Source organism: Achromobacter sp. SIMBA_011 (assembly GCF_046535435.1).
Taxonomy (GTDB): Bacteria; Pseudomonadota; Gammaproteobacteria; order Burkholderiales; family Burkholderiaceae_B; genus Achromobacter; species Achromobacter dolens.
On record NZ_JAWRWN010000007.1, the window covers coordinates 198,008 to 214,061 of the forward strand.

The 16,054-nt window shown below is 69.6% G+C and carries 17 protein-coding genes; 10 read left to right on the forward strand and 7 right to left on the reverse strand.

What is annotated here, in order from left to right; genetic code table 11:
- Positions 1-134: 134 nt before the first annotated feature.
- From SB816_RS22685 to SB816_RS22715, 7 genes are all read left to right on the forward strand, one after another.
- Entirely contained in the window at positions 135-1,913 is a 1,779-nt protein-coding gene (locus SB816_RS22685; protein WP_049071111.1) for an ABC transporter permease, read from the forward strand.
- Positions 1,906-2,994 (forward strand): ABC transporter ATP-binding protein, encoded by a 1,089-nt coding sequence (locus SB816_RS22690; protein ID WP_410547579.1) that lies wholly within the window; start codon positions 1,906-1,908, stop codon positions 2,992-2,994. Before SB816_RS22685 ends, SB816_RS22690 begins: the two co-directional genes overlap by 8 nt.
- 38 nt (positions 2,995-3,032) lie before the next feature.
- Positions 3,033-3,932, forward strand: a complete 900-nt coding sequence (locus SB816_RS22695; protein ID WP_081273639.1) for a TonB family protein — start codon at positions 3,033-3,035, stop codon at positions 3,930-3,932.
- On the forward strand, positions 3,929-4,792 hold the full coding sequence (gene aroE / locus SB816_RS22700) for a shikimate dehydrogenase (protein ID WP_054503408.1): 864 nt from the start codon (positions 3,929-3,931) through the stop codon (positions 4,790-4,792). The genes SB816_RS22695 and aroE overlap by 4 nt, the downstream gene beginning before the upstream one ends.
- A gap of 4 nt (positions 4,793-4,796) precedes the next feature.
- Positions 4,797-5,531 (forward strand): monofunctional biosynthetic peptidoglycan transglycosylase, encoded by a 735-nt coding sequence (gene mtgA, locus SB816_RS22705; RefSeq protein ID WP_054478367.1) that lies wholly within the window; start codon positions 4,797-4,799, stop codon positions 5,529-5,531.
- A gap of 90 nt (positions 5,532-5,621) precedes the next feature.
- Entirely contained in the window at positions 5,622-6,800 is a 1,179-nt protein-coding gene (gene lptG, locus SB816_RS22710) for an LPS export ABC transporter permease LptG (RefSeq protein ID WP_336236175.1), read from the forward strand.
- Entirely contained in the window at positions 6,797-7,630 is an 834-nt protein-coding gene (locus SB816_RS22715; RefSeq protein ID WP_054503406.1) for a symmetrical bis(5'-nucleosyl)-tetraphosphatase, read from the forward strand. Before lptG ends, SB816_RS22715 begins: the two co-directional genes overlap by 4 nt.
- 84 nt (positions 7,631-7,714) lie before the next feature.
- Here SB816_RS22715 and SB816_RS22720 read toward each other — a convergent pair whose 3' ends face one another.
- From SB816_RS22720 to SB816_RS22745, 6 genes are all read right to left on the reverse strand, one after another.
- Positions 7,715-8,455 carry a lysophospholipid acyltransferase family protein gene (locus SB816_RS22720; RefSeq protein ID WP_054503405.1) on the reverse strand — a complete coding sequence of 247 codons (741 nt, stop codon included), beginning with the start codon at positions 8,453-8,455 and terminating at the stop codon, positions 7,715-7,717.
- A complete protein-coding gene (locus tag SB816_RS22725) occupies positions 8,452-9,756 on the reverse strand; it encodes a dihydroorotase (RefSeq protein WP_410547580.1) in 1,305 nt (434 codons plus the stop codon). Before SB816_RS22725 ends, SB816_RS22720 begins: the two co-directional genes overlap by 4 nt.
- Positions 9,753-10,733 carry an aspartate carbamoyltransferase gene (locus SB816_RS22730; RefSeq protein WP_410547581.1) on the reverse strand — a complete coding sequence of 327 codons (981 nt, stop codon included), beginning with the start codon at positions 10,731-10,733 and terminating at the stop codon, positions 9,753-9,755. The genes SB816_RS22725 and SB816_RS22730 overlap by 4 nt, the downstream gene beginning before the upstream one ends.
- Before the next feature lie 17 nt (positions 10,734-10,750).
- The gene (gene ruvX, locus SB816_RS22735; RefSeq protein WP_410547582.1) at positions 10,751-11,152 is read right to left on the reverse strand and encodes a Holliday junction resolvase RuvX; all 402 of its coding nucleotides are present in this window, start codon (positions 11,150-11,152) and stop codon (positions 10,751-10,753) included.
- The gene (locus SB816_RS22740) at positions 11,145-11,732 is read right to left on the reverse strand and encodes a YqgE/AlgH family protein (RefSeq protein ID WP_054503401.1); all 588 of its coding nucleotides are present in this window, start codon (positions 11,730-11,732) and stop codon (positions 11,145-11,147) included. The genes ruvX and SB816_RS22740 overlap by 8 nt, the downstream gene beginning before the upstream one ends.
- A 129-nt stretch (positions 11,733-11,861) precedes the next feature.
- On the reverse strand, positions 11,862-12,026 hold the full coding sequence (locus SB816_RS22745; protein ID WP_003814980.1) for a rubredoxin: 165 nt from the start codon (positions 12,024-12,026) through the stop codon (positions 11,862-11,864).
- Positions 12,027-12,181: 155 nt separating this feature from the next.
- On the opposite strand from SB816_RS22745, the gene SB816_RS22750 reads away from it, so the two are divergent.
- The 3 genes from SB816_RS22750 to hemL are packed head-to-tail and all read left to right on the forward strand — an operon-like array spanning position 12,182 to position 14,936.
- A complete protein-coding gene (locus SB816_RS22750; RefSeq protein ID WP_100509616.1) occupies positions 12,182-12,991 on the forward strand; it encodes a bifunctional hydroxymethylpyrimidine kinase/phosphomethylpyrimidine kinase in 810 nt (269 codons plus the stop codon).
- Positions 12,988-13,653 (forward strand): thiamine phosphate synthase, encoded by a 666-nt coding sequence (gene thiE, locus SB816_RS22755; protein ID WP_054419377.1) that lies wholly within the window; start codon positions 12,988-12,990, stop codon positions 13,651-13,653. Before SB816_RS22750 ends, thiE begins: the two co-directional genes overlap by 4 nt.
- 5 nt (positions 13,654-13,658) lie before the next feature.
- Entirely contained in the window at positions 13,659-14,936 is a 1,278-nt protein-coding gene (hemL, locus tag SB816_RS22760; protein WP_054503400.1) for a glutamate-1-semialdehyde 2,1-aminomutase, read from the forward strand.
- A gap of 98 nt (positions 14,937-15,034) precedes the next feature.
- Here the strand turns inward: hemL and SB816_RS22765 are convergent, their stop codons facing one another.
- Positions 15,035-15,775 (reverse strand): lytic transglycosylase domain-containing protein, encoded by a 741-nt coding sequence (locus SB816_RS22765; protein WP_054503399.1) that lies wholly within the window; start codon positions 15,773-15,775, stop codon positions 15,035-15,037.
- Positions 15,776-16,054: the final 279 nt, after the last annotated feature.

A 16,054-nucleotide genomic window follows, 5' to 3' on the forward strand; every position in this document is an offset into this window, starting at 1 on the left:
GCCGGGGGCCGCGCGCCCCCCGGCCGCAAGCACGCGGGAGGGCGTAGCACCGCCGCCCGCCAGGCCGCCCGTGGCCCGGGTGTTCATGGCCAGTGGGCGCGACCCGCGTCTATCGAGATAACAGGATTTTCCCCATGCAGTCATTGCGCAGAAAATGGCAGTCCCTGCCACGCGGCGTGGTGGTGCTGATCACAGCCTTGGCCATCTACGTGCCGCTGTCGTTCATCATCATCCAGAGCTTTCTATCCGCGCCCTTCTTTTCGCCGTCCAAGGTCTTCAGCCTGGATGCGTTCCGCTTCATCTTCGCGGACCCCGATTTCTACAAGGCGCTGAAAAGCGGCTTCATCCTGGCGTTCGGGCTGGCCATCATCGCCATCCCGCTGGGCGGCATGCTGGCGTTCCTGATGATCCGCACCGACCTGCCGGGCCGGCGCTGGATCGAACCGCTGATCCTGGTGCCGATCTTCGTGTCGCCGATGGTGCTGGGCTTCGGCTACGTGGTGGCGGCGGGCCCGGTCGGCTTCTTCTCGACCTGGGCGCAGAACATCCTGGGCTTTGTGCCCTGGAATGTGTATTCGCTGACCAGCATCGTCATCATCGCCGGCCTGACGCACGTGCCGCACGCCTACCTGTACATCTCGTCGGCGCTGCGCAGCATGGGCTCGGACGTCGAGGAAGCGGCCCGCGTCAGTGGCGCCTCGCCGCTGCGCGTGATGGTGTCCGTGAGCCTGCCGATGGTGCGCCCGGCCATGCTGTACGCCACGGTGCTGCTGTTCTTCCTGGGCCTGGAAGTGTTCGGCCTGGTGCTGGTGCTGGGTGACCCCGAAGGCAACCTGGTGCTGGCCACCTACCTGTACAAGCTGACCAACAAGCTCGGCATCCCGTCGTACCACCTGATGGCCGCGGTGGCCGTGGTGCTGATCTGCATGACGATCCCGCTGGTCATGCTGCAGCGCCGCCTGATGCGCACCGCCAACCGCTTCGTCACCGTCAAGGGCAAGGCCTCGCGCGCCCGTCCGCTGCCCCTGGGCAAGTGGCGCTGGGTGGCCGGCGGCGTGGTGGCGTTCTGGCTGCTGGTCACCATCGTGGTGCCGCTGCTGGGCGTGCTGCTGCGCGCCTTCGTGTCCAACTGGGGCATGGGCGTGTCGCTGTTCGACGTGCTGTCGCTGGACGCGTTCCGCACCGTGTTCTCGCAACCCAACCTGATGCGCGCGATCGTCAACTCGGTGGCCATCGGCGTGTTCGGCGGCGCGCTGGCGGTGATCTGCTACACCTTCGTCGGCCTGGCCATGCATCGCAAGCCGGACAACGTCACGCGCTTCATGGACTACAGCGTGCTGGTGCCGCGCGCCGTGCCGGGCCTGCTGGCGGGCCTGGCGTTCCTGTGGGTGTTCCTGTTCGTGCCGATGTGGCTGGACAACGCGCTCGACGCCGACCTGGGCGGCTGGCTGTCGGGCCTGCCGTTCGCCGAGTGGGCGCGCGAGAACTTCGTCGAATGGCTGCGTTCCATGCGCAGCACCATCTTCAGCGTGTGGCTGGCCTACACGGTGGTGTGGATGGCCTACGGGCTGCGGCTGATCTCGTCGACGCTGCTGCAGGTCGGCCCCGAACTGGAAGAAGCCGCCCGCAGCGCCGGCGCCCGCCGCGGCCAGGTCACGCGCCACGTCACCGTGCCGCTGGCCAAGTACGGCCTGATCGGTTCGTGGCTGCTGATGTTCCTGATTTTCGAGCGCGAATACTCCACCGGCGTCTATCTGCTGTCGCCCGGCACCGAGACCATCGGCTCCATGCTGGTGTCGCTCTGGGCCTCGGGCGCCATCGACATCGTGGCCGCGCTTTCCTTCATCAATATCGTTCTGGTCGTGATCGGCCTGGGCATCGCCCTGCGATTCGGAGTCAAACTTCATGATTGAGCTTTCTGTAGAAGACCTGCACCTGGATTACGGCGACAACCCGGTGCTCAAGGGCGTGTCGATGCAACTGCGCCAGGGCGAAGTGGTGTCGCTGCTGGGCCCCTCGGGCAGCGGCAAGACCACCCTGCTGCGCGCCGTGGCCGGCCTGGAAGGCCCCAAGCGCGGCCGCATCACCATCGGCGATCGCACCGTCTACGACGGCGCCGCGCGCCAGGAGATCCCGGCCGAAGAGCGCAACCTCGGCCTGGTGTTCCAGTCGTATGCCCTGTGGCCGCACAAGACCGTGTTCGACAACGTCGCCTACCCGCTCAAGCTGCGCAAGGTGCCGTCGGGCGAAGTGCGCGAACGCGTGCAGGCGGTGCTGGACCAGCTCGGCCTGGGCAAGCTGGGCCAGCGCCATCCGCACGCGCTGTCCGGCGGCCAGCAGCAGCGCGTGGCCATCGGCCGCGCCCTGGTTTACAGCCCGCCCGTGATCCTGCTGGACGAGCCGCTGTCCAACCTGGACGCCAAGCTGCGCGAGGAGGCCCGCGCCTTCCTGCGCGAGCTGATCATCCGCCTGGGCCTGTCGGCGTTGATGGTGACGCATGACCAGAGCGAAGCCATGGCCATTTCCGACCGCATCCTGCTGCTGAACAACGGCAAGATCGAACAGCAGGGCACGCCGCAGGAGATGTACGGCGCGCCCAAGACCTTGTTCACCGCCGAGTTCATGGGCAGCAACAACCGCCTGGACGGCAAGGTCACCGAAGTGCGCGATGGCCGCGCCCGCATCGAGGGCCGCGGCTGGGCGCTGTGGGGCAAGGCCGGCGAAGGCGTGGCCGCGGGCCAGGACGCCACCGCCGTGATCCGGGTCGAACAGGTCCGCCTGGCGGACGCCCCCGACGGTAACCACATCGACATGCCGCTGCTGACCAGCATGTACCTGGGCGACCGCTGGGAATACCTGTTCCGCACCCCCGACGCGGATCCGGCCAACACGCTGGCGCTGCGCGCCTACGGTCCCGAGGGCCGCGAGCCCGGCCCCTGCCGCCTGGCCCTGCCGGCGGACAAGGTCTGGGTGTTCCCGCGCCCGACCAAGTAAGGTGACGGCGGCGGGCGGAGTGGCTCTACAATGCGTGCGTGCAACACGTCGCTGACTCCCCTCCCCCGCTGAGCCGTCCGCTGCGGTGGCTGGGCGCGCCCGCCCAGCATTACCTGCGCATCGGCCTCGCGATTTCGCTGTTGGTGCACGCCGGCGCCCTGGCGTGGCGCTTCGGCGCGCCCGCCTTGTCGCGGCCCCCGGCGACCAGCCTGGAGGTGGTGCTGCTGAACGCGCGCAGCGAGACGCCGCCCGATACCCCCCGCGCCCAGGCGCAGAACCAGATGAGTGGCGGCGGCAACGCCGAGCGCGGCCTGTCCACCACCCCGCTGCCCCAGACCGGCGCCTCGGCCGAAACCATCGTGCTCGAGGCCATGCGGCGCCGCCAGGTGCAGCTCGAGGCCGAACAGGCCCGCCTGATGACCCAACTGCGCGCGGCCGACAAGGCCGGCGCCGAGCGCCAGGCCGTCAATCCCTGGCCCGACGGCAACGAACGCGGCAAGGACGCCGAGGACCAGGCCAGCGTCATCCAGAACGCCCAGGTCGCCGCGCTGGCGGCAAAGGTGCAGCAGTACAGCGCCGAGCCGCGCAAGCAGTTCGTGGCGCCCTCGGCCGAGGCCTCGCGCTACGCCGCCTACCTGGACGCCTGGCGCGCCCGCATCGAAACGGTCGGCACCCAGCATTACCCGGAAGAGGCGCGTGGCCGTATCTACGGCTCGCTGCGCATCACCGTGTCGGTGCGCGCCGACGGCAGCATCGCCGACGTCGAGATCGACCAGCCGTCGCCGCACGCGGTGCTGAATCAGGCCGCCCGCCGCATCGTGCAACTGGCGGCGCCATTCCCGCCGTTCCCGCCCGAGATCGCGCGCGACACCGACGTGCTGGTCATCACCCGCACCTGGCATTTCGTCAACGACACCCTGGAAACCCAAGCCCCATGACCGAGGCGTCCCCTCTTGCCCGCTATGCCGTGATCGGCAACCCTATCGCGCACAGCCGCTCGCCGCAGATCCACGCCCTGTTTTCCCGCCAGACCGGCAAGCCGCTCAGCTACGAGCGCCTGCTCGCGCCGGTGGACGGTTTCACGGCGGCCGTGGCCGCCTTCGCCGCCGAGGGCGGCCTGGGCCTGAATGTGACGGTGCCGTTCAAGCAGGATGCCTATACGCTGGCCGCGGGCCGCCTGTCCAGCCGCGCCCGGCTGGCCGGCGCGGTCAACACCCTGTCCTGGCGCGACGGCGCCTGGCATGGCTGCAACACCGACGGCGTGGGCCTGGTTTCCGATCTGCTGCGCCTGGGCGTGCGCCTGACCGGCGCCTCGGTGCTGCTGGTGGGCGCCGGCGGCGCCGCCCGCGGCGTGCTGCAACCCTTGGCACAGGCCGGTTGCGCCCGCATCCATATCGTCAACCGCACCGCCGCCCGCGCGCTGGAGCTGGCCGAGGGCTGGCGCGAGACCGGCGCCGAGCCGCAGACCCGGGTCACCGCCGGCGGGCTGGCCGACGCCGCCCAGCCCGGCGGCTGGAACCTGGTGGTCAATGCCACCGCCAGCGGGCTGCAGGACGCCGCTCCCGACCTGCCCGCCGGCCTGTACGCCGAGGGCGCGGCCGCCTACGACATGATGTACGGCGCCCAGCCGACGGCGTTCATGCGCCAGGCCCGTGAGGACGGCGCCGCCCTCACGGCCGACGGCCTGGGCATGCTGGTGGGCCAGGCGGCCGAGAGCTTCTTCATCTGGCACGGCGTGCGGCCCGACCCCGCCCCGGTGCTGGCCGCGCTGCGCGAGGCGCTCATGGCCGGAAACTGAGCCGATGGCCGCCCGCGGCAAGAGCGGCAAGCGCCGCTCCTGGTTCCGGATCATCACCGGCGCGCTGATGGCGCTGGTGTGCGCGGTGCTGCTGTACCAGTTCTGGCTGTTCGGCCTGGTGGTCTGGTACAACTACCAGAACCCGGGCAGCAGCGCCGTGATGCGCGAGGAACTGTCCCGGCTGCAGGATGGAAACCCCGATTTCCGCTTGAAATACGAGTGGGTGCCCTATGACAAGATCAACCGCAGCCTGAAGCTGGCGGTGGTGGCGTCCGAGGATTCCAACTTCACCGAGCATGACGGCGTCGAGTGGGACGCCATCCGCAAGGCCTGGGAATACAACCAGAAGCAGGAAGCGGCCGGACGCAGCAAGATGCGCGGCGGCTCCACCATCACGCAACAATTGGCCAAGAACCTGTTCCTGTCCAGTTCCCGCAGCTACCTGCGCAAGGGCCAGGAACTGGTGCTGACCTACATGATCGAACACGTCATGAGCAAGGAGCGCATCCTGGAGCTGTACCTGAATGTGGCGGAATGGGGCGTCGGCGTGTTCGGCGCCCAGGCGGCGGCCAAGCATTATTTCAACGTGCCGGCGGCCAGCCTGGGGGCCGCCCAGTCGGCCCGGCTGGCGGCCATGCTGCCGAATCCGCGCTTCTACGACAGCCACCGCAACTCGAACTACCTGAACTCCCGCGTCTACACGCTGACCCGGCGCATGCAGATGGTTGACATTCCCTGACACGGAAACCGGCGGCTTCGACAGCCCGGGCCCACCCGGGGCGGCCGGATTTGTTAAGCTTTCACGTTTAGCGCTACTTCGCCCTTTTTCATGCGTACCGCACGTCGCTACCTGGCCCGCGAGATCTATCGCTCTTGTGCAGTGGTCCTCATGGCCCTGCTGGGCCTTTTCACGTTCTTCGCGCTGGTGGACGACCTGGACAACGTGGGCGAAAAGTTCTCCATGATGGCCCTGCTGTACATGCAGGCGCTGGCCATCCCCACCCGGCTGTACGACCTTTTGCCCATCGGCCTGCTGATCGGCGCCATCCTGGCGCTGGCGGGGCTGGCCCAGCGCAATGAGCTGGTGATCCTGCGGGTCTCCGGAGTCAGCGGCATGCGTCTGCTGCGCATGCTCTGGATCGTCACCATTCCGTTGATGATCGGCGCCGCCCTGCTGTCCGAGTACGTCACCCCCTGGGCCGAGATGAAGTCGGGCGAGGCCAACCTGGTGTTCCGCGGCAAGGCCGGCGGCGACCGCCTGAACAGCGGCTACTGGTTCAAGGAGCCCATGGCCAACGGCGGCACCCGCATCATCAACATCGCTGAGCTCAAGGGCGACGGCCAGGTCACCGGCATCACCCTGTATGAATTCAAGAAGAACCTGACGCTGTCGGTGCTGTCCACCGCCCCGAGCGGCCTCTTTGCCCATGGCGACCTGGTGCTGAAAGACGTCGCCGAGACCCGCCTGGACGACAACGCGGCCGAGACGCTGGCCGATGCCCGGCCGCCGAAGAATCCTCCCGCGGTGGTGGTGAAGGTGCCCGAGCGCACCGTCGACACCACCCTGAGCGCCGAACGCCTGCTGGCCCGGATCCTGACCCCTGAGCGGATGTCGATCACGACGCTGCTCGACTATGTGGATTATTTGCGCAACAACCAACTGCAATATGGTCGACAGGTGGTCGCCTTGTGGCGCAAACTGGCATATCCGTTCACGCTGCTGGTGATGATCACCATCGCCGCCCCCATCGGCCTGATGCAGACGCGCCGCGGCGGCGTGGGCGCCAAGGTGTTCATCGGCATCCTGCTGGGCGTGGGCTTCTTCATGCTCAACCAGTTGGCGCTGAACGTCGGCATGCTGGGCAAATGGCCGCCCTGGCTCACCGCCCTGGGGCCGAACATCGGCGCCATGGCCCTGGCGCTGGGCGCCATGAGCTACATGGAATACCGCCACACCATCACCCGAATCGTCCAACAACGTTGGCCCTGGAGCAAGAGTCCCGCATGAACGGCAGTATCTGGATGATCGGCGACGTGCAAGGTTGCTGCTCGCCGCTGGATCGCTTGCTGTCCCATCCCGATCTGGTCGGCGACCCGCAATCGCGCTTCTGGTTCGCCGGGGATCTGGTCAACCGCGGCCCGCAGTCGCTGGCGACGCTGCGTCGCATCATCGACCTGGGCGATCGCGCCACGGTGGTGCTGGGCAACCACGACCTGCACCTGCTGGCCGCCGCCGCGGGCGTGCGCAAGCCGTCCAAGTCCGACACGCTGGACGATATCCTGCGCGCGCCGGATTCGGCCGACCTGATCGACTGGCTGCGCTCGCGCCCGCTGGCGCATTTCGAGCAAAATCACCTGATGGTGCATGCGGGCACGCTGGCCAAATGGGACGTGGCCAAGACGCTGTCGCTGGCGGCCGAGGTGCAGGACGCGCTGCGCGGCCCGAACTGGCAGAAGGCGCTGCAGAAGATGTACGGCAACGAACCGTCGACGTGGAAGGAAGACCACAAGGGCGGCAAGCGGATGCGGGTGATCATCAATGCGCTGACGCGTATCCGCCTGTGCACGCCGAACGGCCACATGGAGTTCGCGACCAAAGTGACGCCGGGCGCCTGGCCGGCTGGCCTGGTGCCCTGGTTCGACGTGCCGAACCGCGCCACGCGCGACGTGACGACGGTATTCGGCCACTGGTCGACGCTGGGACTGATGCAGCGGCCGGACGTGATCTGCCTGGATACGGGATGCGTGTGGGGCGGGGCGTTGACGGCGTTGCGGCTGCAGGATCGGAAGCTGGTGCAGGTGAAGTGCTCGCAGTTCCAGGATCCGTTGTCCGAGTGACGATCGTCCTATTGCGACCGACGGCGGTGACCGCGGCTGCTCAGCATCTGCCCGTCGCGCGTTTCTGCCGCTGAGGCAGCCCCCTCAAAGCACCGCCTGGATCGCGTCCCGGGCCTGATGCGACAGTTCCAACCGCGTCGGCGCCGTCCCGTCCGCATGTTGCGTTGCCAGCACCGGCAAGAACACCACTTCGACCGCCAGCCCCGTCGTTCCCAGCACCCGCCAGAGATTCGCCACCAGCGTTTCCTCGCCCACGAAGGCCGCGAAGCCGCTGCGTTCGCCGTGTTGCAGGAAGCGCAGGGCGACCGGCTGGATTTCGACCGCGGCCGTGCGGGCCGGCTCGAACAGGCTCGCATGGAACGGACGCAGCGTGAAACCCTCGCTCGTCGTGCCTTCCGGGAACAGGCCGACCGCGTCGCCCTGCTTGAAGCGCGCCTGCATCGACTCGCCCATCGCGTGCACCGCGTGGCGTTGGCCGCGTTCGATGAACAGCGTGCCCGCGCCCGCCACCAGCCAGCCGATCACAGGCCAGGCGCGGATCTCGCTCTTGGCCACGAACGAGGTCGCGCGCGCCGAATTCAGCACGAAGATGTCGATCCACGACACATGGTTCGCCACCAGCAGCACCGGGCCCGTCATGCGCGGCTGGCCCTTGAAGACGACTCGCAGGCCGCAGGCCGCCATCAGGCAGCGCGACCAGGTGCGGTTGAGCCAGGCCCGCGACTTTGGGCGCAGCAGCGGATACACCAGCCCCACGCACAGCAGGCCCAGAACGATCAACGGCACCACCAGCATCAGGCGAAGAACAAAGCGCAGCAGCTTCAAACAGGCGTCTCCCAGGCCGGACGGCCACCCACCAGGGTGGCGCGGACACGACCGGGCAGCATCATACCCGCGAACGGCGTATGACGGCTGTGGCTTTGCAGGGCGCCCGGCGCCACCAGCCATTCGGCCTCCAGGTCCGCAAGGCACAGATCAGCGGGCGCGCCCACGCCCAGTTCACCCAGGCCGGACAGCACCGGAGACAACCCGCGCAGCACCGCCGCGGGTCCCGACGTCACCCGGGCCAGCGCCTGCGGCAGCGGCAGGCGGGCGTCGCGGGCCCATTTCAGCGTCAGCGACAGCAGCAATTCCAGGCCGGTCGCGCCGGGCTGCGAGTGCGGGAACGGAACGGACTTGCCGTCATCGTCCACCACCGCATGATCCGAACACAGCGCGTCCACCAGCCCCTCGCGCAGCGCCGCCTGGATCGCGTCGCGGTCGCGCTGGCCGCGCAGCGGCGGGCGCAGGTGGAAAGCCGTATTGAAATAGCCGATGTCCACATCGGTCAGGTGCAGGCTGTTGGCCGAGACGTCGGCGCTGACCGGCAGTCCTTCGCGGCGGGCGGCGCGCAGCAGGTCCAGGCCGCGGGCGGTGGAAAGGCGCGACAGGTGCACGCGGGCGCCGGTGGCGCGTTGCAACTCGAAAATCGTCTGCAGGGCCAGCGCCTCGGCTTGAGGCGGCTGGCCTTCCAGGCCCAGGCGGTCGGCGTAGGCGCCGGCGGCGACCACCGCCCCCTGCGCCAGCCAGGGGTCCTGCGGCCGCAGCCACAGCGCCAGGCCCTGCCCGGCCGCATAGCGCATGGCGCCCCACAGCACCCGGGTGTCGACGATGCCGGACTCGCCCGGCGAGAAGGCCACACAGCCGGCCTGCGCCAGCAGGCCCATTTCGGCCAGGGTCTCGCCGCGCAGGCCGACCGTGAGCGCGCCAAGCGGCAGCACCCGGCCGTGCCCGGCGGGCGCCTCGCGCAGCAGCGCCTCGACCTTGGCCGGTTCGTCCAGCGGCGTGGCGACATCCGGCGGCAGGGCCAGCGTGGTCACGCCGCCCGCCAGCGCGGCGCGCAGCTCGGCGGAGGAAAAGCGGGCCTGCGCCGCCGCGCCGGCGTCCTGGCACAGCACGCGCGCCGACAGGTCCACCAGGCCCGGCAGCACGGCCAGGCCCGCGGCGTCGATGCGGAGGTCGGCATGGAAACCGTCGGGGGCCTGACCGACCGCCGCCACTCGGCCATCGGCGATGAACAGGTCCTGGATGCCGTCGCGGTCGTGGGCCGGGTCGATCAGGCGGCCATTGGCGATGTGCAGCCTCATGCGGCGACTCCAGCCAGCACGCTCAAGGCGGCCAGGCGCAAATGACATTCAGAGCGGGCCAAACCGGCGGCGATGTCGCCCAGGCCGGCGGCGACATCGCCATCGACCTCGATGCCCGGCGTCAGCGCGGCGGCGGGCAGCAGCAGGGCATCGGGCCGGGCCAGCGCCAGGCGGTCCCGCGTCAGGCCATGACTGGCGGCGTATTCGCGCGCCGACGGCAGCAGCGCGCCGCTCATGCGCTCGGCGCGCAGGGGCAACACCATCACCACATCGGCGTCGGCCAGGCATTCGTGCAGCGTGGCGCAAGCCCGCACGCCCAGTTGCGGCAGGCCGTCGGGCAACAGGGTGCGTGGCGCGGCGGCGCGCACTTCGGGCACGCCCAGCGTGGTCATGGCATGGATCAGGCCGCGGGCCACGGCGCTGTGGCGGATGTCGCCCACCAGCGCCACGGCCAGGTTGGTCAGATCGTGCCTGGCCTGCAGCATCGCCTGCACGCGGGCCAATGCCGGCAGCGGATCGGCGTGCGCGCCGTCGCCCGCGTTGAGAATGCGCAGGCCCGGCGCACAGGCGCCGGCGGCGCTGACGGCGGCGCCGCTGGCCGGATGCCGCAGCACCAGGATGCCGGCCGGCAGGCCGGCGGCGACCGCGGCGGGAGACAGCGCGGCGGCGGCAGGATCGCCGGCGCCGACGCCGTGGCCGCGGTCCACCCCGGCATCGGCGCCCGGGCCATTGGCCTGCAGCGACATGGGTCGCAGGCCCAGGCGCGCGGCGGCGGCCTCGAAATCCTGGCGCAGGGCGGCATCGCCGGCGGGCAGGCTCAGGAACAGGGGCAGGTCGGCGTGGGCGACGGTGGGCGTGCCGTCGGCGGCGAAAGCGGCCGCCGTCTCCAGCAGCCGCTCGACATGGCGTCGCGGCAACCCTTCCGTCGTCAGTAGATGCAGCAGTTCGCCACGGCGGTCGAGTTGTGGATTGAGCATGAGCGGGGCCGGCGGCGTCAGAGCGCCGGCGGCTTGTCCAGGTAGCGTTGCAGGATGACGGCCGCGGCCATGGCGTCGTCGGCCGCGTGCGTGCCCAGCAGGCGTTGCGCCTCCATGCTGGAGCCGCGCTCGTCGACCAGCTCCACCGCAACGCCGAAGCGGCCGTGCAACTGGTTGGCGAAGCGGCGGCAGCGCGCGGTGGCGGGCTGTTCGCCGCCGTCGCTGTCGAGCGCCAGGCCGACCACGACGCGATGCGGCTGCCATTCGCGCAGCAGCGCCTCGATGCGCGCGAAGCGCACGTCGCGCACCTCGCTGAAAATGATTTCGAGCGGCCGCGCGTGGCCTGTCAGCGTATTGCCGATGGCCACGCCGATTTTCTTCTCGCCGAAATCGAACGCCAGCAGGGTTTCTTCAGGCATGGCCCGCGTCGCCGGCCAGCATCACGGGATCGATGCCCAGCAGCTTGAGCGCGGCCGGATAGCGATCCTCGGGGGGCACGTCAAAGATGATGTGGTCGTCGGCGCCGACCGACAGCCAGGCGTTCTGGCCCATCTCGCTTTCGAGCTGGCCGGCGCCCCAGCCGGCGTAGCCCAGCGTGACCAGCATGCGGGCGGGCCCCTTGCCGTCCGCCACCGCCTGCAGCACGTCGCGCGAGGTGGTCAGGGCCATGGCGCCCAGCTTGATGCTGGAGCTGTAGTCGCCCGCGGGCGCGTGCAGCACGAAACCGCGATCGGTCTGCACCGGACCGCCGAAGAACACCAGCGTGTCCTTGACCGGAGCGATCTCGAGCGCCAGGTCGATGCGTTCGAACAGCGTGCCGAGCGTCAGGTCGGTGGGGCGGTTGATGACCAGGCCCAGGGCGCCACGTTCCGAGTGTTCGCAGATGTAGATGACCGAGCCAGCCAGGCTGCCTTCGACCATGCCCGGCATGGCGATCAGGAACTGGTTGGCGAAGTTGGCGGCCTGTGTGGTGGACTCTTCGTGGTGTTTTTCCGTCATGGCAACCCCTTTGTGGGTAGTCTGATAGAGCCGGGGGCCCGCCACCCTGGCGTGGCCCGTCGGGAGCGCGGGGCGGGCATGGCCCTCCCCCTCGTTGCAAGCCTTGGCGGAATACGTCAGTGCTGCGCGTCAGATTTCCATCAGTTCGAAGTCCTCTTTGCGGGCGCCGCATTCAGGACAGACCCAATTCGGCGGCACGTCTTCCCAGCGGGTGCCGGGCGCGATGCCCTCGTCGGGCAGGCCGGCCTCTTCGTCGTAGACCCAGCCACAAATCAGACACATCCAAGTACGCATAGTTCTCTCTTACATCAATTCCCTGCCGTCGTCCCCCCTACGGGGCAAAGGCGGGAGGCATCCATTAGAATGGGGACAATCTTACCGAAACCCAATAGGGGTTCCCCTGATTCTCCGCAAATGAGTCCGGGCACCCTAACTCTAGCGCTGTCCACGTGGCCCCCGTTACTCCCCCTCTCGTTTTGGTCTTCGGTCCGCTCGATCCCTCGGGCGCCGACGGTTTGCCCGCGGACGCCGTGACCTGCGCCCGCCTGGGCTGTCACGGCCTGGCGGCCGTCACGGCGCTGACCGTGCAGGATACCGCCGGCATCGAAGAAATCCATCCCGTTTCACCCGACCTGCTCGACGATCAGGCACGCTGCCTGCTCGAAGACATGTCGGTGCAGGCGATCAAGGTGGGCGGACTATACACCGCCGAAACGGCAAGCGTAGCCGCCCAGGTAGCCGCCGATTACAGCCAGGTGCCGCTGGTGCTGCACCTGGGCCAGCGCGCCCAGGTGCCGGCCGACGCCGCCGACGAGGACGACGCCGACGACCTGCTGGCCGCCATCCTCGAGCTGGTGCTGCCGCAGACCGACCTGCTGATCGTCGAGCACCTGCGGCTCGCGCAGTGGCATGCCGATGGCGACATCGATATCGGGGACGCACCGTCGCCGATGCACGCCCTGGTGGCCGCCGGCGCAGAATGGGTGCTGGTGCTGGGCAGCCCGCAACGGCCCGGTCACCACGCCAACGTGCTGCTCGGCCCCAACGGCCAGACCACCACCCTGCCGTGGCAGGCGCCCCCGGACCGCAACGGCGACGCCGGCGGGCTGGCCGCCACCGCCATCACCGCCCTGCTGGCGCGCGGCCTGGAAATGCCCGAGGCCGTGCGCCAGGGCCTGGCCCACGCCGACGCGGCGGTCGCCGCCAGCTTCCTGCCGGGCATGGGCCGGCGCATTCCCAACCGGATCCAACCGCAATGAAAGCCCTGCGTTTTCCCGCCGGCCTGTACGGCGTGACCCCCGAATGGGACGACACCGAGCGGCTGCTGCGCGCGGTGCGCCAGGCCGCCGAGGGCGGCATGCGCGCGCTGCAGTTGCGCCGCAAGGACGTGCCCGACGCGGTGCGCGCCGAGCAGGCGCGCGCCCTGGCGCCCCTGTGCCGCGAGCTGGGCGTGGTGTTCCTCATCAATGACGACTGGCGCCTGGCGCTGGAAGTCGGCGCCGACGGCGCCCACGTCGGCCGCGACGACGACAGCCTGGCCCGCATCCGCGCCGAAGCCGGCCCCGACCTGATCCTGGGCGGCTCCAGCTACGACGACCTGGGCCGCGCCCGCGAGCTGCTGGACGCCGGCGCCGACTACATCGCCTTCGGCGCCATGTTCCCCTCGCGCGTCAAGCCGGACACCGTGCGCGCGCCGCTGTCGGTGCTCACCGAGGCTCGCGCCCTGGTCGAGCAACGCGACGCGCCGCGCCCCGCCGTGGTCGCCATCGGCGGCATCACGCCCGGGAACGTGGCGTCGGTGGCCGCCGCCGGCGCCGATTCGGTCGCCGTCATCACCGGCCTGTTCGAGGCGCCCGCCATCCGCGCCGCCGCCGCGGCCTGCGCCGCGCCCTACTCCATCAACCGCAACCTGAAGCCCTGACCGCCATGTCCCGTAACGCCCAGCTTTTCGAACGCGCCAGCCGCAGCATCCCCGGCGGCGTCAATTCGCCCGTGCGCGCCTTCCGCTCCGTGGGCGGCACGCCGCGCTTCATCAAGCGCGCGCAGGGGCCGTACGTGTGGGATGCGGAAGACAAGCAGTACATCGACTACGTCGGTTCGTGGGGCCCGGCCATCCTGGGCCACTCGCATCCCGAGGTGGTGCGCGCGGTGCAGGACGCGGCCGTCAACGGCCTGTCGTTCGGCGCCCCCACCGAGGCCGAGATCGAACTGGCCGAAGTGCTGATCGCGCGCCTGCCGTCGCTGGAACAGGTGCGCCTGGTCAGCTCCGGCACCGAAGCCACCATGACGGCCATCCGCCTGGCGCGCGGCGCCACCGGCCGCAACAAGATCGTCAAGTTCGAGGGCTGCTACCACGGCCATTCCGACAGCCTGCTGGTCAAGGCCGGCTCGGGCCTCCTGACCTTCGGCAACCCCAGCTCGGCCGGCGTGCCGCCCGAATTCGTCTCGCACACGCTGACCCTGGAATACAACAACCTCGAAGCGGTGCGCGAGGCCTTCGCCCAGCACGGCGCCGACATCGCCTGCATCATCGTCGAGCCGATCGCCGGCAACATGAACCTGATCAAGCCGGCCGCCGGCTTCCTGGAAGGGCTGCGCGAGGTCTGCACGCAGCACGGCGCGCTGCTGATCTTCGACGAAGTCATGACCGGTTTCCGCGTCGGCCCGCAGGGCGTGCAGGGCCTGTCGGGCGTCAAGCCCGACCTGACCACGCTGGCCAAGGTGATCGGCGGCGGCATGCCGGTGGGCGCCTTCGGCGGCAGCGCCGAGATCATGAAGCACATCGCGCCGCTGGGCGGCGTCTACCAGGCGGGCACGCTGTCGGGCAACCCGGTGGCCGTGGCCGCCGGCCTGGCCACGCTGCGCCTGATCGCCGCCCCCGGTTTCTACGACAAGCTGGCGGCGCAGACCGCCAAGCTGGCCCAGGGCCTGCAGGAACGCGCCCGCGCCGCCGGCCTGGCGTTTTCGGCCGACTCGGTCGGCGGCATGTTCGGCATCTACTTCAGCGACAAGGTGCCAGCCACGTTCGCCGAGGTCTCGGCCTGCGACACGGCGCGCTTCAACCGCTTCTTCCACGCGATGCTGGACCACGGCGTGCATTTCGCGCCGTCGGCGTTCGAGGCCGGCTTCGTCTCGGCCACCCACGACGACGCGGTGATCCAGTCCACGCTGGATATCGCCGAGAAGGTCTTCGCGGCGATCTGAGCGCCGGCGCGGGGCTGTCGGCACGCGCTGGCCTCACGCTTGCCCCACAACGCCCTGGCGGCCCGACAGCGGCCGCCGGGGCGTTGTCGCATCCGCCCCTAGGGTGTCTTGTATTGCTGGTACAGCGCCGTGACGTTGCGCACGTACTGCTGGGTCTCGGCATAGGGAGGCACCGCGTCGTACTTGCGCACCGCGCCCTCGCCCGCGTTGTAGGCGGCCAGCGCCAGGTCCAGGCGGTTGGGATACTGATCGATCAGGCGGCGCAGCAGGCTCGATCCGGCCTTCACGTTGGTGGCCGGGTCCACCAGCGCCCGCTCGATGTCATCCGAGACCAGCAGGGTCGCCGCCGTCGCCGGCATCAGTTGCATCAGGCCCAACGCCCCCTTGGGCGAGCGCGCATCGCTGCGGAACCCGGATTCCACCGCGATGACCGCGGTCAGCAAGGCCCGGTCCACGCCCGAATCCCTGGCCGCCTGCGCGATCAGCTCGTCATGCGCCGTGGAGGGCGGCGCCGACCCCCAGCGCGCGGCGCGGTCGCCCAGGGTCAGCAGGCTGGCGCCGTCCCCCGAGCGCGGCTCGCAGTCCAGGCAGGCCTTGATGCGGTTGCCGCGCAGCGCGGTCCGAACCTGCGCGCGTTTGTAATACCTGGCGTAACCGTTGGGCACCTTCATGGCGCGCCAGACACCGAACGGATCTTTGTAACGGTAGATCTCGGTGGCGCGCGCGGCGTCCGTGGGCAGCAGCGCGCCGGCGGCCAGCAGGGCCGCCACCGCCAGACCGGCCAGGAAGGTCCGCCCGGCGCGTGGCCGTGCGGACGGAATGCATGAGAGTCGGAACATGGGGAAGGCGCTCCGGCGGCGTCCAGGGACGGGAAATCGAACGCCTATGCTGAGCCGGCGCGCCGGCTTTGTCGCTCCTGCCTATGCCCTAGTACCCGCCGCGCCGCCCGGCGCGGGCATCCCCGCACGGCCTGCGCCCCTGAAAGCCGGGGGCAAAAGCGTCATAGGAATAAGGGTCTGATCTACATCTTTTATCTTCATCCCCCCTCGTACTACTACGCAGTAGCCCAGCGTTCCTGGGTTAACATATGTCGCAATATTTCGTTTAATTACTAAATG

Bases quoted from the DNA above. Each gene is read 5' to 3' on its own strand.
- aroE (WP_054503408.1), top strand. From the start codon at position 3,929: ATGACCGAGGCGTCCCCTCTTGCCCGCTATGCCGTGATCGGCAACCCT.
- SB816_RS22690 (WP_410547579.1), top strand. From the start codon at position 1,906: ATGATTGAGCTTTCTGTAGAAGACCTGCACCTGGATTACGGCGACAAC.
- SB816_RS22685 (WP_049071111.1), top strand. From the start codon at position 135: ATGCAGTCATTGCGCAGAAAATGGCAGTCCCTGCCACGCGGCGTGGTG.
- hemL (WP_054503400.1), top strand. From the start codon at position 13,659: ATGTCCCGTAACGCCCAGCTTTTCGAACGCGCCAGCCGCAGCATCCCC.
- SB816_RS22725 (WP_410547580.1), bottom strand. From the start codon at position 9,756: ATGAGGCTGCACATCGCCAATGGCCGCCTGATCGACCCGGCCCACGAC.
- SB816_RS22715 (WP_054503406.1), top strand. From the start codon at position 6,797: ATGAACGGCAGTATCTGGATGATCGGCGACGTGCAAGGTTGCTGCTCG.
- SB816_RS22730 (WP_410547581.1), bottom strand. From the start codon at position 10,733: ATGCTCAATCCACAACTCGACCGCCGTGGCGAACTGCTGCATCTACTG.
- thiE (WP_054419377.1), top strand. From the start codon at position 12,988: ATGAAAGCCCTGCGTTTTCCCGCCGGCCTGTACGGCGTGACCCCCGAA.
- ruvX (WP_410547582.1), bottom strand. From the start codon at position 11,152: ATGCCTGAAGAAACCCTGCTGGCGTTCGATTTCGGCGAGAAGAAAATC.
- SB816_RS22740 (WP_054503401.1), bottom strand. From the start codon at position 11,732: ATGACGGAAAAACACCACGAAGAGTCCACCACACAGGCCGCCAACTTC.
- SB816_RS22745 (WP_003814980.1), bottom strand. From the start codon at position 12,026: ATGCGTACTTGGATGTGTCTGATTTGTGGCTGGGTCTACGACGAAGAG.
- mtgA (WP_054478367.1), top strand. From the start codon at position 4,797: ATGGCCGCCCGCGGCAAGAGCGGCAAGCGCCGCTCCTGGTTCCGGATC.
- lptG (WP_336236175.1), top strand. From the start codon at position 5,622: ATGCGTACCGCACGTCGCTACCTGGCCCGCGAGATCTATCGCTCTTGT.
- SB816_RS22765 (WP_054503399.1), bottom strand. From the start codon at position 15,775: ATGTTCCGACTCTCATGCATTCCGTCCGCACGGCCACGCGCCGGGCGG.